The 17,320-nt window shown below is 43.8% G+C and carries 13 protein-coding genes; 8 read left to right on the forward strand and 5 right to left on the reverse strand.

Annotated elements, in window-relative coordinates:
* Positions 1-543, reverse strand: coding sequence for a heme NO-binding domain-containing protein (locus F0232_RS15790; protein WP_061031624.1), 543 nt, complete (start codon positions 541-543; stop codon positions 1-3).
* A 281-nt stretch (positions 544-824) separates the two neighbouring features.
* Between F0232_RS15790 and F0232_RS15795 the strand changes: the two genes are divergently transcribed.
* The 3 genes from F0232_RS15795 to F0232_RS15805 all read left to right on the forward strand — a co-directional run bounded on the left by F0232_RS15795 (position 825) and on the right by F0232_RS15805 (position 4,470).
* Positions 825-1,424 carry a CoA pyrophosphatase gene (locus F0232_RS15795; protein ID WP_061031625.1) on the forward strand — a complete coding sequence of 200 codons (600 nt, stop codon included), beginning with the start codon at positions 825-827 and terminating at the stop codon, positions 1,422-1,424.
* A gap of 309 nt (positions 1,425-1,733) precedes the next feature.
* On the forward strand, positions 1,734-2,987 hold the full coding sequence (locus tag F0232_RS15800; RefSeq protein ID WP_061031626.1) for an aromatic amino acid transport family protein: 1,254 nt from the start codon (positions 1,734-1,736) through the stop codon (positions 2,985-2,987).
* A gap of 121 nt (positions 2,988-3,108) precedes the next feature.
* The gene (locus tag F0232_RS15805; protein WP_061031627.1) at positions 3,109-4,470 is read left to right on the forward strand and encodes an L-serine ammonia-lyase; all 1,362 of its coding nucleotides are present in this window, start codon (positions 3,109-3,111) and stop codon (positions 4,468-4,470) included.
* 94 nt (positions 4,471-4,564) lie between these two features.
* Here the strand turns inward: F0232_RS15805 and F0232_RS15810 are convergent, their stop codons facing one another.
* Complete coding sequence (locus F0232_RS15810) at positions 4,565-5,707, reverse strand: amino acid permease (RefSeq protein WP_102423477.1); 1,143 nt, start codon at positions 5,705-5,707, stop codon at positions 4,565-4,567.
* Between the two features lie 747 nt (positions 5,708-6,454).
* On the opposite strand from F0232_RS15810, the gene F0232_RS15815 reads away from it, so the two are divergent.
* Positions 6,455-8,077, forward strand: coding sequence for a methyl-accepting chemotaxis protein (locus tag F0232_RS15815; protein ID WP_061031629.1), 1,623 nt, complete (start codon positions 6,455-6,457; stop codon positions 8,075-8,077).
* 109 nt (positions 8,078-8,186) lie between these two features.
* On the opposite strand, the gene F0232_RS15820 is transcribed toward F0232_RS15815, so the two are convergent.
* Positions 8,187-9,677, reverse strand: a complete 1,491-nt coding sequence (locus F0232_RS15820) for a SulP family inorganic anion transporter (RefSeq protein WP_061031630.1) — start codon at positions 9,675-9,677, stop codon at positions 8,187-8,189.
* 596 nt (positions 9,678-10,273) lie between these two features.
* Between F0232_RS15820 and asnS the strand changes: the two genes are divergently transcribed.
* Positions 10,274-11,674, forward strand: a complete 1,401-nt coding sequence (asnS, locus tag F0232_RS15825; protein WP_061031631.1) for an asparagine--tRNA ligase — start codon at positions 10,274-10,276, stop codon at positions 11,672-11,674.
* Between the two features lie 129 nt (positions 11,675-11,803).
* Here asnS and F0232_RS15830 read toward each other — a convergent pair whose 3' ends face one another.
* Positions 11,804-12,010: a hypothetical protein gene (locus tag F0232_RS15830; RefSeq protein WP_061031632.1), complete on the reverse strand. Its 207-nt coding sequence runs from the start codon at positions 12,008-12,010 to the stop codon at positions 11,804-11,806.
* A gap of 138 nt (positions 12,011-12,148) precedes the next feature.
* Positions 12,149-13,549, reverse strand: a complete 1,401-nt coding sequence (locus F0232_RS15835; protein WP_061031633.1) for a PLP-dependent aminotransferase family protein — start codon at positions 13,547-13,549, stop codon at positions 12,149-12,151.
* A gap of 219 nt (positions 13,550-13,768) precedes the next feature.
* Between F0232_RS15835 and F0232_RS15840 the strand changes: the two genes are divergently transcribed.
* The 3 genes from F0232_RS15840 to F0232_RS15850 all read left to right on the forward strand — a co-directional run bounded on the left by F0232_RS15840 (position 13,769) and on the right by F0232_RS15850 (position 17,263).
* The gene (locus tag F0232_RS15840) at positions 13,769-14,068 is read left to right on the forward strand and encodes a hypothetical protein (RefSeq protein ID WP_061031634.1); all 300 of its coding nucleotides are present in this window, start codon (positions 13,769-13,771) and stop codon (positions 14,066-14,068) included.
* A 299-nt stretch (positions 14,069-14,367) separates the two neighbouring features.
* Positions 14,368-15,870, forward strand: coding sequence for an HD-GYP domain-containing protein (locus F0232_RS15845; RefSeq protein ID WP_105059337.1), 1,503 nt, complete (start codon positions 14,368-14,370; stop codon positions 15,868-15,870).
* A 202-nt stretch (positions 15,871-16,072) separates the two neighbouring features.
* Entirely contained in the window at positions 16,073-17,263 is a 1,191-nt protein-coding gene (locus F0232_RS15850) for an amino acid aminotransferase (protein ID WP_061031636.1), read from the forward strand.
* Positions 17,264-17,320 lie beyond the last annotated feature (57 nt).

Raw genomic sequence — 17,320 nt, forward strand, 5'->3', positions numbered from 1 at the left:
TTACTTTTCTACTTTGAGATTAAACCTAACCACACTTTGGTCATCATTTTGAGGTGTCATGTCCACTGCAATCGATTCGCCATGGTACTCGGCACATCCCTCGATTAGCCCTAAACAAACATGAGACATGCATCGTGCGCTTTTATAATCGAAAACAAGCTGGGCTTCTGTTGTCGTGATAAAGCTAAACTCCGGTGGCTCAGCGTCTGGGTAGAGCTTTTTCACTTCAACGTGAATGTAACGCTCAACGTGCTGGATAAATTGGAACGTCGTATTGCTGTGTTTGAGACTCGCTTTATTAGGAATTGAAGCCAATAGATTCTTAAACACCGATTGGCCAAACACTCGTTGCAAGCTGGCGGCGTCAATATCCGTTTTTTTACTTAGGTTAATGATGAGCTTCACTAGATCTTTATGGTCATAACTACCAACCGATGTGTAGATCCCCTCATCTTCCGACATTTCTAGCACTTCTTCCAAAAGCTCTAAACCGAACTTATCTTCAACAAGCTCTAAAAATTCGGTGAATATGATTCCTTTCATCTCATACCTTTTGATCTATTTCTTTTTAGAATGAGCCACTAAGTTGTTGTTATCAAATTCTTGATCAAAAAAAGTACGTTTTCTTGGTTAATTTTATGACCTCGCCCAAGTTGACTCTCCCATATGCTCATATTGAATATAGCAAAAACCGAGAAACAGTAAGTAGCCAAAGCAATCACAGGCAGTTCTAAAGGTTAACAGCTCCGATGATGGTTAGGTTGGCGTTCCACTGTCGGTTGTGCCTATACTTAAAGGCATAATAATCAATATATTGGCATGTTATGAACCGAGATAATTTCCTTCAGCAGTTTCAGCTTAACCCTCCTGCTGGTTATCACCCTGAATCAGTAGAGCGCGTTTCTCATATTAGTGATGATGAATTGCGCAAAGCGGCCGTTGTGGTCGGTTTAGTTGAAAGGGAAGATGGTTTACATGTCATTTTTACTAAAAGAGCGGCTCATTTAAAACATCACCCGGGGCAAGTTAGCTTTCCTGGCGGTAAACATGAGCTTTCCGACCCATCTATGCAATTTACTGCACTTAGAGAGCTTCATGAAGAGGTAGGAATTCGATCGGATCAGGTTAAAATTGTTGGGCAATTACCCACCTTGAGTACTATTAGTAAATTTTCTGTTACGCCGATTGTCGCATTAGTCGATCCTGACTATAAACCCATCATTGATGAGAACGAGGTTGCGTCCATTTTTGAAGTCCCAGCTACCTATGTTTTAGACCAAGCGAAGCTGCATAGCCACACAGTAAACTTTAAGCAAATCAAACATCGTGTTTTCGCGATGCCCTTCGAAGAGCACCTTATATGGGGCGTCACGGCACAAATCATCCAATCATTGCAGCAGCATGTAGTGCAACAAATTACATAACAACTACGTTTTGTTTAATCTCTGTTAACAAACGCTAGCCTTTCTATGGAACAGATTTATTAATGCAATTTTACGCAAACGTTTACTTGGTATAAATCTGTACAGTCACCCCTTTCGGATAAAAAAAACTAATGCCAGACATGAACATAAATCACATGTAGCACGGCATTTTCGTGATCAAAAATCCGTTTTTCGCATATCATGTGACACGCCGTTTCATTACATGATTTAGATCTATTTTTTGCCGAAGAAAATTCTGCAGAATTAGCCCCGACTTATTTCCTGTTCCCAAAAAATGAGTAATTTAACATGAACACAACAACTTCTTCGGCAAATGCCGTTAAAGATTCAAGCAAGTTTAACTATAAAGATTTTACCTGGTGTTTATCACTATTCGGTACAGCAGTTGGTGCTGGCGTACTATTCCTTCCAATTAAAGCTGGTGCGGGTGGTTTTTGGCCATTAGTTATCCTAGCTCTTATTGCTGCACCAATGACTTGGTTCGCACACAAATCTCTAGCACGTTTCGTACTGTCTGCAAAAAACCCTGAAGCTGACATTACAGATACAGTAGAAGAACACTTCGGTAAGACCGGCGCAAACCTTATTACTTTCGCTTACTTTTTCGCTATCTACCCAATCGTTCTGATTTACGGTGTTGGTATCACAAACACTGTTGATTCTTTCCTAGTAAACCAAATGGGCATGGAGTCTATTCCTCGTCCTCTTCTTTCTGGTGCACTTATTCTTGCTATGACAGCGGGCGTTGTATTCGGTAAAGATCTAATGTTGAAAGCAACTTCAGCAATGGTTTACCCACTAGTATTCATCCTACTAGCACTGTCTTTCTACCTAGTTCCAGATTGGAACACTTCAATGATGGAAGTAACGCCTGAATGGTCAACAATGCCTTCTGTTATCTGGCTTGCAATTCCAATCATCGTGTTCTCTTTCAACCACAGCCCAATCATCTCTCAGTTCTCTAAAGAGCAACGTCGTGTATACGGTGAAAACGCAGTTAAGAAAACTGACGCTATCACTGGCGGTGCGGCAATGATGCTAATGGGTTTCGTTATGTTCTTCGTATTCTCTGTTGTACTTTCTCTATCTCCAGAGCAACTAGCAACAGCGCAAGCACAAAACATCTCTGTACTTTCTTACCTAGCTAACGTTCACGAGTCTCCACTTATCTCTTACATGGGTCCTCTAGTAGCGTTCGCAGCAATCACTTCTAGCTACTTCGGTCACTTCCTAGGTGCTCACGAAGGTCTTGTTGGTCTAATCAAGTCTCGCTCTGGTTCTTCAGTAAGCACTATCGAAAAAGTATCTCTAGCGTTCATCGTTGTGACTACTTGGATTGTTGCAGTAATTAACCCAAGCATCCTAGGCATGATTGAAACAATGGGTGCTCCAATGATTGCAGCTATCCTGTTCCTAATGCCTGTATTCGCGATGAACAAAGTACCAGCAATGGCTAAGTACAAAACTTCAGCACCTGTACAAATCTTTACAGCTTTATGTGGTCTAGCGGCTATTAGTTCTGTAATCTACGGCGCTCTTTAATCTATAAGCAGCTTTTATAAGATGCCTTTCATCTTATATCGCGAGATTAGACACAAAATATAATGATAATAAATGAGCCTCCCTACTCCCCTTGGGAGGCTCTCTTTTTGAGGTAATCGCTATGATTAGTGTATTTGATATCTATAAAATCGGTGTTGGTCCATCGAGCTCGCACACAGTTGGACCAATGAAAGCGGGTAAAGAATTTATTGATGACCTACGTTCAATGGGAAAATTGCGCGACATCACTAAAATCACCGTGGACGTATATGGATCACTATCACTGACAGGGAAAGGTCACCACACAGATATCGCAATCATCATGGGTCTTGCTGGCAATACTCCTGAGCGTGTTGATATCGATTCTATCCCGGGCTTTATTGCTCGCGTAGAAGAAACTGAACGCCTTCCTGTTGGCATGCACTGTCACACAGTTTCGTTCCCTCGCGATGGTGGTATGAACTTCCATACTAGCAACCTTTCTCTACACGAGAACGGCATGAGCATCCACGCGTGGATTGACGACGAAGTTGCATACTCAAAAACTTACTACTCAATTGGTGGTGGTTTCATCGTTGACGAAGAGAACTTCGGCAAAGAAGAAGAGAACCCAATCAAAGCACCTTACGAATTCACAACAGCTGAAGAGCTAGTTAATCAGTGTAAAGACAGCGGTCTTTCTATCAGCACTCTGGTTATGAAAAACCAAGCAGCTTTCCACTCTGACGAAGAGTCTCGTACTTACTTCGCAAACATCTGGAAAACAATGCGTGAGTGTATGGATCGCGGTATGAATACTGAAGGTATCCTGCCTGGTCCACTGCGTGTTCCTCGCCGTGCTGCTGCACTACGCCAACAGCTAATGACTTCAGAAAAAACAACAAACGATCCAATGTCTGTTGTTGACTGGGTAAACATGTTCGCATTCGCAGTAAACGAAGAGAACGCAGCTGGCGGTCGTGTAGTTACTGCACCAACAAACGGCGCATGTGGCATCATCCCTGCTGTTCTGGCTTACTACGATAAGTTCATCCAAACTGTGACTGAGAAAGACTACATCCGTTACTTCGCGGCTTCTGGCGCTATCGGTGGTCTTTACAAGCGTAATGCTTCTATCTCTGGTGCAGAAGTTGGCTGTCAGGGTGAAGTTGGCGTGGCATGTTCTATGGCTGCTGCTGGTCTTGCTGAGCTTATGGGTGGTAGCCCTGAGCAAGTATGTATGGCTGCGGAAATCGCAATGGAGCACAACCTAGGTCTAACATGTGACCCAGTTGCTGGCCAAGTACAAGTACCATGTATCGAGCGTAACGGTATTGCTGCTGTAAAAGCAATCAACTCAACTCGTATGGCACTTCGTCGTTCTTCAGCTCCTACTGTTTCTCTAGATAAAGTTATCGAAACAATGCTAGAAACCGGTAAAGACATGAACGCTAAATACCGTGAGACATCTCAAGGTGGTTTGGCTGTTAAGGTTGTTTGTTAATCGACTCCCGCTAACAAACAAGCAATAAAAAAGGAACGCATATGCGTTCCTTTTTTTATATCTCAATATCAGCTGCTGTTCAGCACAGCAATGGTTAAATCACTTGAGAGATAAGTAAGAAGCAACCAAACAACAATGAGAAAAGCATCATTGGTTTGCCACCTTCTGCGCTGTACCTGTCTTCTGCTACTTTCATAAAGCGTTGCTTGTGAACCATGACCAGAGGTACGAATACCGCCAAGAACACCAGAATGATGCCAGCGTAGTTCAGCACTTGTAGAAACTTATCCGCAGCCAGCAGTGAACCCGCTAACGGTAGGATAAAGCTAATGCAGTAAGTCACCGCCGTGTTCTGGTTGAACATATCTCGGTTTTGGTTGAATAGCGACATAGCCACACCAAAGAACGAAGTCAGCAGAGCCAAACCAGTGAAGATAGATAGCACGGTACCAACCCATGGCGACTGAGCTTCAAATGCAGCCATCAAGTCAGATACATTGTGGAAGCTTCTAAACTGCTCTTCACTCAAGTTACCTACCACGGCAAACAACCAACATAGGTAGCACACTAAAGGAATAAGCGAGCCTACAATCACCATATTACGAAGCTGCTTATCGGTCGCTTCATGGTTGTAAGAAACCAATGTTGGAATCACCACCATGAAACCAAAGCTAGTGAACAAGATTGCACTCGTTTTAATTAGGTCTACATGATTGTTACTCGTTACCTGCATTAAGTTATCTTGCGTCATGCTTGGCGCTAAAAACGCCATCGTTGCAAACAAACTTGCTAGCATCACGAAGAACAGTGCACGGTTGAGCTTATCAATCACGCCTGTTCCACTCGCCACAACAGCACCGGCAATCAAGGTAAAAGTAATTTGACTCGTTGTTGCAGTAATATCGACACCGAGGTTAGACAGCAGCTTACTCAGCAAGTCACCTGCACCTAAGATGTAAGCCATTAGCAAGCAAATCAGTAAGGCGTAAAGCAGACCATTGGTGATCAGCTGCCCTTGTTTGCCTAGTGTCTTTCTAGCGATAGAGTTTAATCCTAAGCCACCACCCGCTTTGATGGTTGCTTCAAGAAGTAGTAATGCGGCATAAGTGGTACCGAAACAGATCAGAACCATTAGCAGTGTGCCGTAAAGCAATCCGAATTGAGCTAATACCATTGGGATTGCAAGCATACCAGCACCAAGAGCGGTACCAGCGATAATTAGGGAGCTACCCATCATTTTAATATTCATTGTCTTTAACTTATTTATTTAGTTTTTAATAGGTGTAGTTCTCTGTCATCAACCAAGATGCAAAGAAAATTCGAAAGAAGTTAAGCTTTAAAACGAATATCGATAGGAGCGATAAACGGAGTTAAATCGCGAAAAGGCAGTAGAAAACGAGTAGTACAAGCGAGAGTATAGAGAGGTGTGATCAGATGAAGAAGCCATGTTCTGATGTGGTGACCCTTCTGTGGGTTCGATGATCGGTGATGTAATCTTGAATTTCATGTATGTGTCCAATATCAATAAGTCACATTCCATATTATTTAAAGCAGCGTATCCGTTGCTGCCCTTCCTCTATCATTAGAGGTGACTTCATATTATCGAATGAACTCTGAAACACAACGCTATAACCACATTTTTTGCTATTAAATTGAACAAAACAAGCATTTGGATATTAATTAACCACCAAACATCAAAAAACAATAATCATTATTAATAGAAGACTTGTTAACTAATAAAACTCAACCATCCAAAATAGTACTTTTATTCGCACCAGCTTCGACTCACTTGCTAGGCGAAACTATCAAAATCGGATCCTTACTCTTTAGATGTTCCAATTAGACCTCAGTGATTATACAAACTCGCTACATCACAGAAACAAAACCACAACCGGAGTGTGGTCACATTATTCGATATACCCCATAGGTGGTAAGGACTCTTGCCAGTACAGTATCCGCGTCATCAGAATTAATAAAAACACCTATGCGCTCAACAATAACCTTCAAGATTTTGGTTGCTCTTGCCATTGTATTTACCTTTTTACTGGCAATATCCACCTACTTTCAATACTCCCAACAAAAACAACTGGTTAATTCCGTTCTAAGTGAACAACTTCACGATAAAGCGAGCAACTATTTCGATAGCCTTAATATGATGATGCTGACAGGCACCATGGCACAGAAAGAAACGCTTCGTCAGAAAGCACTCGCGCAAGAAGGTATTGAAGACGTTCGAGTATTACGCGCCGATGCCGTAAGTAAGTTATATGGACCGGGTAACGACAACCAAACACCCGTGGATGCGATTGACAAAAGAGCCTTGTCAGGCGAAACCGTCATCGAGCCATTTTCTGCTGACTGGGGTAAAGGCTTGGTGATAGCTCTACCAATGAAGTCGAGCGAAAACTATCGTGGTACCAATTGTGTCGCGTGTCATATGGCACCAGAAGGTGAAGTATTGGGAGCAATTCGACTAGAGTACAATCTGAGTCATGTTAATTCGCTGATTAACACTCAAACTATGGCTGCGATCGGTATCATGGCAGTGATCTCCTTTGCTGGCTTTGTGCTGACGATGGGGCTGATTCGTAAAATCATTGTACGCCCGCTTCAGCAAACCTCTCGCTTTATGACTCAAGTCAGCAGCGATAAGGACCTTTCCACTCGCCTACCGGAAAAGAGCCAAGATGAAATTGGCACTCTGGCGAAATCAATTAACTCGTTTATGGGCACAGTATCAAGCAGTTTAGAACAAGTACAAGATACCTCTCATAAGCTGAACGCGTCCGCCAATCAACTGACGAGCGTAGCTCAAATTACTGAGCAAGCCGCCAGCGACCAGCAGAATGAGACCGCTGAAGTGCAAAGTAATGTTGAAGGAATACAAGCTCAGCAGGTCAATGTAGAACAAGCGACATTAACCGCATCTGACCTCATCAATCACACTTCGGATGTGGCATGTAAAAGTGCGAACCAAGCCCATGATGCAAGTAGCGAGATAAAGAACCTTGTTACTAGTATTGAAGAGGTGAAACATAAGATCACCACACTCAACGAACAGACAGGCGAAGTGTCTTCGATATTGAGTGTGATCCGTGGCATTGCCGATCAAACCAACCTTTTGGCACTCAATGCTGCAATAGAAGCTGCGAGAGCAGGTGAACAAGGCCGAGGATTTGCAGTCGTTGCGGACGAGGTTCGCCACCTCGCCTCTCGAACAGCAGAGGCCACGGGCAGTATTGAATCAATTATTCACCAATTCCAACAAGGCAGCGAAGAGTCATTAACCTCTGCCGATCGCGTGTGCGAACAAGCACACCAAAGCTCTACCGACATTGATGCACTCTCTATTGAAATGAATAGTGTTGTCGAAGAGATGAAACAGGTGCTCGCCCATGCGCAGAACATTCAACAACAGACGCAATCTACTACCCAGGCAACCAAAGATGTTCAGCAGAAAGTCGAAACCATCACATCGCACGCTAACGACACATCACTATCAGCAGGTGAGACGCGTAATATCAGTACTGATCTAGAAGAGCTGTCTGACCACCTAGAATCCCTGATTAATCAGTTCACGTTATCTTGTACCAAAGACAAAGCCTAAACCGAGAACAGTACCTAACTGTCACCCAACAAAAAAGCGCTCAACCACGAGCGCTTCACCTTTCTACGTAGCCATTACTTAGGCTATGAACTCTATGTTTAAACAGCCGCTAGTGCGTAATCGACACCGCTGATAAATCTTTATGCTTGTGGTACATCGCATGTTTGAAGATTAGCTTAGCACTGACCTCATCCATGCCAGATACATCGACATAAGCCCCTTTCTTACGAAACTTGAAGACCACCTTATCGAGCGCTTCAACCGAGGTGTTATCTAAAAATGACGCCTCAGAAATGTCGATTGTGACCAACGACGTCGCCTTGTCGTAATCGAACAAATCAACAAAGGCATCAGAAGAAGCAAAGAACACATGCCCCTTAACTTTATGAGTGGTATGCATTTGATTGGTCACGACTTCATCGGAGATAAAGACCATAGACTTGCTCGTGTGAGCATAAAATAGGGCCGAAAGCACCACGCCAACCGCGACACCAATCGCTAGGTTATGAGTAAAGACAACCACCACAACCGTTGCCAGCATGGTGACATTGGTCGGTAAGGTATGATCTTTAAGTTCGACAATCGATCGCCAAGAGAAGGTACCGATCGATACCATGATCATCACAGAGACAAGTGCCGCCATCGGTATCAGCTTTAACCAGTCTGCAGCGAACACCACCATGAGCAATAGAACCACACCTGCAATCATGCTGGATAGTCTAGTAAGGCCGCCAGACTTAATGTTAATGATCGACTGACCTATCATCGCGCAGCCCGCCATACCGCCAAACAGTGACGCAACAATGTTCGCGACACCTTGCCCTTTGCACTCGTTGTTCTTATTACTTTCGGTATCCGTCAGATCGTCAACAATGGTCGCAGTCATCAAGGATTCCAGTATGCCAACGACTGACAAAGCGATGGAATATGGAAGTATGATTTCGAAGGTGTTAAGTGTGAATGGAATATTCGGAATTGAAAACACGGGTAACGAATCAGGAAGTTTGCCCATGTCACCAATAGTTCTCACTTCTAGGCCAAACATCAAACTGATGATGGTGAGCACAATAATCGCCACCAAGGGTGATGGAATTGCGCTGCCCAATTTCGGTAAGTAAGGCAGTAAGTAGATGATCGCTAATCCTAATACGACCAACAAATATACGCTTGGAGGTACGTTGGTAAGCTCCGGCAATTGAGCCATAAATATAAGAATAGCAAGCGCGTTCACAAATCCGGTAATCACAGATTTAGACACGAAATTCATCAAATTACCAAGCTTCAAATAGCCTGCAACAATCTGAATGACACCTGCAAGAAATGAAGCTGCCAGTAGATAGTCGAGTCCGTGCTCTTTGACTAACGTAACCATCAACAAAGCCATTGCGCCTGTCGCGCCGGATATCATCCCCGGACGGCTACCCACTAAAGCGGTGACAACACAGATACAGAATGAAGCGTATAAACCCACCTTAGGGTCGACGCCTGCGATAATGGAAAATGCGATAGCTTCAGGGATCAATGCAAGTGCTACCACAATCCCAGATAATGAATCTCCTTTAATATTTGATAACCAGTGTGTTTTTAAATAATTAAGCATGTAATTCTCTTTTACTTGTACAGCCTATCCTGCCTTGTTCAGACATATTGTATTCGACTGTTTTTCATGAATGAGCGAGCGCTCGAAAAGTGCGGGTGTAGAGAGAATGCAGGGGCTAAGGCGGCGTAATTAACACGTGAATATTAAACTCCTCTGGTGATTCTTTAATTCGCAGCAAAGTGAATTCGCGACAAACAAAGAGGGTGAATGGTCTCCTAGATAGGAGAAACCGCGACAATATAGTGTGAGGTTCAATGTAATCACACAATCATTATTGGAAACAAAGATTACAATGGAGCAGCGACCAACTCATCACAGGCGTGGCACGTGACAACATGCAAGAAGTGGAAACAGACTAAGAGATCGAACAAAAAACCAACCCTTATTGGGTTTTATGGCTGACATACACAATATTTCTTTCTACAAGCAAGAATAAAGGTTGAAGCTCTCCGTATGACAGGTAATATGTTCCATTGATTTAAAAAGTTTATACAACTCAATGTTTCGATTGTTTTTTGTTCAAAATGTAGCGAACTATAAACAATCAATTGCAAACATTGCGTTGAATTTGTCCCTCAATGGAGAATGAAACCAACATGACTTACGCGCCTGTAAAAGACGTACTTGGCGGCAAGCTAGCAGTAGACAGTGAAGTAACTGTTCGCGGCTGGATCCGTTCACGTCGTGATTCCAAAGCTGGAATCTCTTTCCTTGCCATTTATGACGGCTCTTGTTTCGACCCGATTCAGGCCGTGGTCCCTAATAATCTTAATAATTACGAAAACGAAGTACTAAAGCTAACGACTGGCTGCTCTGTTGAAGTAACAGGTAAGATTGTTGAGTCTCCAGCGAAAGGTCAAGATTTTGAGCTTGCTGCAACTGACGTTAAAGTTGTTGGTTGGGTTGAAGACGCAGAAACATACCCAATGGCGAAAACTCGTCACTCTATCGAATACCTTCGTGAAGTAGCTCACCTACGTCCACGTACAAACGTAATCGGTGCAGTAGCGCGTGTTCGTAACTGCCTATCTCAAGCGATCCACCGCTTCTACCACGAGCAAGGTTACTTCTGGGTATCTGCTCCGCTGATCACTGCTTCTGATGCTGAAGGTGCAGGTGAAATGTTCCGCGTTTCTACGCTAGACCTGGAAAACCTACCTCGCACAGAAAAAGGCGATGTTGACTACAACGAAGATTTCTTCGGTAAAGAGACATTCCTAACAGTATCTGGCCAACTAAACGGTGAAGCTTACGCTTGTGCACTAAGCAAAGTTTACACGTTCGGTCCTACGTTCCGTGCTGAAAACTCAAACACAAGCCGCCACCTAGCTGAGTTCTGGATGGTTGAACCTGAAGTTGCTTTCGCGGATCTAGAAGATATCGCTAAGCTATCTGAAGACATGCTTAAGTTTGTATTCAAAGCCGTACTAGAAGAGTGTCGTGACGACCTTGAGTTCTTCGCTCAACGTATCGACAAAGAAGCAATCACTCGCCTAGAGCAGTTTGTAACTTCTGATTTCGCACAAGTAGACTACACTGACGCAATCCAGATTCTTCTAGATTCAGGTCGTGAGTTCGAGTTCCCGGTTGAATGGGGTATCGATATGTCTTCTGAACACGAACGTTTCCTAGCTGAAGAACACTTCAAAGCGCCAGTAATCGTTAAGAACTACCCGAAAGACATCAAAGCATTCTACATGCGTGCGAACGATGATGGTAAGACGGTAGCGGCAATGGACGTACTAGCACCAGGCATCGGCGAAATCATCGGTGGTTCTCAACGTGAAGAGCGTTTAGACATCCTAGACGAGCGTATGCGCGAAGTAGGCATCGACCCTGAGCACATGAACTGGTACCGCGATCTACGTAAATACGGCACAGTGCCTCACGCTGGTTTCGGCCTAGGCTTCGAGCGTCTAGTATCTTACGTAACAGGCATGGGCAACGTACGTGACGTTATCCCATTCCCACGTACTCCTCGCTCTGCAAACTTCTAATTCCGCATTAAGCTCGAATTAAAAGAAAGAAAATAAAAACCTCCGCAATAGCGGAGGTTTTTTTTATATTCAGAATACAAACGAAAAAGTTATTAGGAGTCATGCTACACCAAGCTCCTGATAGGTGTGCTAATCAACATCTTGATTACTAGCGTACTTTATTGCCAAGCCACAGATCGCCATCATCACGAATGGAATCGCAGCGGTGGTGTACTCCGCCCAAGCCATATCAGCGAATGCTTTTGCCAATAATACATGGCCAAGAATAAGTAGAAGCGCACACACAATCGCGACAACAATCAGCTTCAATTCATTTCCCATAGTCATCTTCAACATAACAGTCTCTCCAATATTCGGTCTACCGTTATTGAATCACAACTCTGTAGCCAATAAGGCGTACAGTTTCGCCACATTAAAACCGTACAGTTAGCATTATGTCGTTTTTTATGAGTCAGTTAGCGTTTAGGTCGGCACTTAATTCGCTGACTGATGTGCGAGTTTTCCAAGCAGTTTCAGGGCTTGCTCTCTTTCTTGAGTCAGTTCATAAGAGAAGTTCAGTCGAATAGCGTTATCCACACTACCCTGCTCACTAAACAAATCACCCGATGCGACACTTATCCCCTGTGCGATCGCTAGTTGATGAAACTGCTGGCTATCGAAACCAGCAGTGAAACGTATCCAAATAAAATAGCCACCAGCGGGTTCTTCAAGCTGAATAGAGTGTGGGAAATATTGTTTGATGACCTCTAAAAAGCGTGCTTTTCTCTGCAAGAGATTCTTACGTAATTTACGCAGATGATTATCGTAGCTTTCATGAGTTAGAAAATGTGCGACACCAAGCTGAACTGGCGCACTACTAGAGAGCGTGGATAGCAGTTGCAACTTCTGAATCGCATCGTTGAAGCGAGTGTTGACCACCCAACCCACGCGGTAGCCAGGGCAAAGACTTTTTGAATAAGAACCACACAGCAAAACCGAATCCGTTTTATCAAACGCCTTCAGAGGCTTAGGTTTGTGTCCTTCATAGTAAAGATCACCATAAACGTCATCTTCAATAATGTAGGTATTGTGCTGCTCTGCTATCTCTACAACGCGGCGTTTAGCTTCGTCTGATAGACTTGTGCCTGTCGGATTTTGAAAAGTCGTCATCAGCCAACATGCTTTCACATTATGGTTCTTCAGTACGCTTTCAAACTGTTCAATATCCAATCCGTTGACTGGGCAAACATCCACTTCTATCGGTTTGAGCCCTAACCTCTCTACCGCTTGCAAAGCGCCATAAAATGCCGGCGATTCAATCACAACATAGTCGCCAGATTGAGTCACGGTTTGCAGGCTCAAGTTCAGAGCTTCCATCGCACCCGAAGTAATCACAATATCTTGATGGTTAACCGTAATTCCTTGCTGTAGATAACGCTGTGCTATCTGCCTTCTTAAAGATTCACTTCCAGGTGGTAGATTGTTAATGACACTAGCACCCGTCATCTTCCTGCCGGCGCTGGCTAGATTACGAGTTAAGGTAGGTAAAGGAAAAAGGTCTGGGTCAGGAAAAGCGGAGCCAAAAGGAATGACGCCTTCTGCTGAGCTGGACTTTAAGAAATCGAACAAGCGATCATTAATCGCCTTCTTCTCTCGTGCTACTGGCGCTTCGTAGTCAACGCCGTCGACCTTAGGGGCGACAAAGTAGCCAGACTGAGGCTTGGCAATGATCCAACCTTCACTTTCTAACAACTGATAGGCTTGTAAAACAGTACTATTACTGACGTTATAGTTACGACAACTCATGCGTACAGAAGGGATCTTCTCCCCTGAACGCCACGTGTTATTAGCGATCTGAGTCCGAATATCCTTTGCAAGCTCTTCATAACGCGCCATCTAATTGTACTACCTAGATAAATTCCTGTGGACGGGTGATCTTATCATTAACGTGATCAACTATTGCTTCTATCCATATGATTGCACCTAATTTCTATAATTGTGTGAATTGGTTCACAGATAACTTTGTAAGCTTTGCTAAGTTTGTACCCAAGGTAAGAGCTAAATTCGCTTTACGCCTCAATAATTTGATGTAACCCAAAAACATGCGAGATAACAATGAAAAAAATAGAAGCAGATCAGTTAAGTTATAAAGGAGAGTCAAACGGTGTTCACAGTTGGACAACACCGAGTGGCCAGCCATACTACTGGCACCCAGATTGGCTCCATATTGCTGAAGATGCGACAGGCTCACATCCAAAGCAGAAGCTAGATGTAGAGCAAGATCAATCACCTACTGAAAAGCACGCGGTATCCGCAATTCTTAAGCACATCAACCAATGGGCAGCAGACAAACTGGCGTCACACCCAGAGATTGAAACTGGTTCAATTGAAGCAGAAATCAATCTGAAAAAGTAACCGCCTTTTAATAATCGTTAGGTCGCGTTGTAGCAAATCTTCTCAGCTCTCATCGCAACCTGATCGACGTAATAGCCTCGAGACTCAACCGAGGCTATTCAAACCTCTTCATAATAACGCTGTAATATTCCCCACCTAGCTAACAAAAATCCAACACTAACCACTTTCTTGTATCAATCCGCGAAAGCTATCGATAGAATTTCCGGTCTCATTCATGTCATCTATGTTAATCGTGCGTGCGTCTTTATCCGTCAATCAATCTAAGGCTCATGTAAATCAACAAGAACAAAGGCTTATCGATGGATACTTCTAACTATAATAAATCGCTAACGACCCAGTTATACGCTATCGCCGGGGTGCTCTTTGGCACTTATGGTAGCCGAGTGTGTCCGATGCTTGAGAGCCTATCCACACTTGAGATTTTCACTCACGTCAGCATCGTTTTTGTCTTGGTTTGGCTTGTTCGTCACTTTTTATTCGCCAATCACGCTTTGGTTAAGCAAGGCAGGTTTGCTCAGCTTGATACCTTTCTGTTCTTTGCAGCGAGTATCCCATTCGCACTGTATTACAACCTTAGCTACGAGTTCACCGTAGACAGTAATCTAAAAGTCTTATTTGGAATGAGCTTATTTGGCTTCTTTACCGGCACCATTCTCCAGCTAAGCGCCAAACTAAAGCAAATGGACGATATGGAAGCCACAGGGACGTATGATTTTCAGCTGGTCGGTGAAAGAAGCTCGCTAGTTAAACAGATGATTGGCTTGGTGATGGTACTTCTTGTCACACTGACGACCATGCTAACCATGATTGCAGTCAAAGACATATTTTGGCTGGAACACAATCCAGCCCGCTTACTCGATGGCACAGGCAAGATCAGCGTAATCAAAGAATTCATCTATTTAGCACTTGTATTAGGCGGCTACGCTATTGTCATCATGACACTGTGGAGCAAGCTGATTAAGCGTATTTTGCTTAGCCAAGAGTGCGCATTAAACAAGGTGACAAATGGAGAGCAAGGTGTCCGCCTGCCTATTTTCGGCTATAACGAACTTGGCTCAATGGCATCCATGACCAACACCATGCTCGATAGCTTGGAAACAGCGCAAAACGAAGTGAAAACCACACGCGATGTCGCGATTGTCAGTCTATCTGCACTTGCCGAATCGAGAGATAATGAGACAGGCGCGCATATCCTTAGAACTCAAGAATACGTTAAGGTACTCGCACAAGAGCTTAGTAAGTCTGAAACCCATTCAGCCTTGTTAACTCCAAACTATATCGAACTGCTTTATAAGTCTGCGCCACTGCATGATGTTGGCAAGGTAGGCGTTCCTGATAGCGTGCTGTTGAAACCGGGAAAATTGACTGACGAAGAGTTTGAAATAATGAAGGGGCACCCTGCTATTGGCGCTGAAGCCTTATCTATCGCTGAAAAGCAGCTCGGGAGCAGTTCTTTCTTAAGAGTGGCGAAAGAGATTTCCCTGACTCACCACGAGAAATGGAATGGCAGCGGCTATCCAAATCAATTGTCTGGCGAAGACATCCCTTTATCTGGTCGTTTAATGGCATTAGCCGATGTTTATGACGCATTAATCTCTAAACGCGTCTATAAGCCAGCATTTACACATCAACAAGCCAAAGCGATCATTTTAGAAGGTGGAGCTTCTCATTTCGATCCGCAAGTTGTTCAAGCCTTTTTAGCCGTCGAAGACCTTTTTGTTGAAATAGCGGCCACTTACAAAGATGGAAAAAACGAAGAAAACGAACTGGAGAGAGAAAGCCTTATTACTTCCACCGCATAATCTTTTCAAAAACCACTAACTTCTTGCACCCTATAGGTTAATCCGTAGGGTGTTTTGTTATCAAATACCCTCTTTAGTCAATAAATCTGATTGAAATGGATTTTTTTTGGTCTTTCTGTTCACTTCGTATTGTCTTAAAAATTCCATACAGGTATAACTACCCATAGATACTATCCCCTCTCAATTGACATGGATGAAGATTATGTTTGAAAAAGTGTTAGCTGCGCCTGCCGACCCTATCCTCGGCCTTACTGAAGAGTTTAAAAACGACTCTCGTGCAGAGAAAATCAACCTTGGTGTTGGCATCTACAAAAATGAAGATGGTCAAACGCCAGTACTTAAAACAGTAAAGAAAGCAGAAGCTGCACTTCTTGAAAACGAAAAAACCAAATCTTACCTAACGATTGAAGGTACAGCTGAATACGGCCTAGCAGTACAGAAGCTACTTTTCGGTTCAGATGCAGAAATCGTAAATTCTCAACGTGCTAAAACAGCACAAGCTCCGGGTGGTACTGGTGCTCTACGTGTTGCAGGTGAATTCATTAAGCGCCAACTTGGCGATGTGAAGATCTGGATCAGCAACCCAACTTGGGCTAACCACAACGGCGTATTCGCTGCTGCGGGTATCGAAACAGCTCAGTACAGCTACTACAACGCTGAAACAAAAGACAAAGACTTCGCTGGTATGGTTGCAGACCTAGAGAAAGCATCTGAAGGTGATATCGTTCTTCTTCACGGCTGCTGTCACAACCCAACAGGTATTGACCCAACAGCTGAAGAGTGGGAAGTACTGGCTAAGCTCGTTGCTGAGAAGAAGCTTCTTCCACTATTCGACTTTGCTTACCAAGGTTTTGCAAAAGGCGTTGAAGAAGATGCTGCTGGCCTTCGCACTTTCGCTAAATACAACAAAGAGATTCTAGTCGCGAGCTCGTTCTCTAAGAACTTCGGTCTGTACAATGAGCGTGTTGGTGCATTCACTTTGGTTGCTGAGTCTGCAGACGTAGCAACAACAGCATTCTCTCAAGTTAAGAGCATCATTCGCTCTATCTACTCTAACCCACCAGCGCACGGTAGTGCTGTCGTAACTCACATCCTTGGCGATGCTGGTCTACGTGCTGAATGGGAAGCGGAAGTCGCTGAAATGCGTGACCGTATTCAAGAGATGCGCGAACTGTTCGTTGCAACACTGAAATCTGAAGGTGTTGATGCAGACTTCACGTTCATCGAGCGCCAAAACGGCATGTTCTCTTTCTCTGGTTTGAGCAAAGAGCAAGTAAACCGCCTAAAAGACGAATTCGCAATCTACATTGTTGGCTCTGGCCGCATCAGCGTAGCGGGCATGACTAAGTCAAACATGGGCCCTCTATGTAAAGGTATCGCTGCGGTTCTTTAATCGTAACAATACCAAGTCTGCTCTTGCAGACACTTAGATATGCAAAAGCCAGCGATT

This window comes from Vibrio sp. T3Y01 (assembly GCF_013114525.1).
Lineage (GTDB): Bacteria > Pseudomonadota > Gammaproteobacteria > Enterobacterales > Vibrionaceae > Vibrio > Vibrio chagasii_B.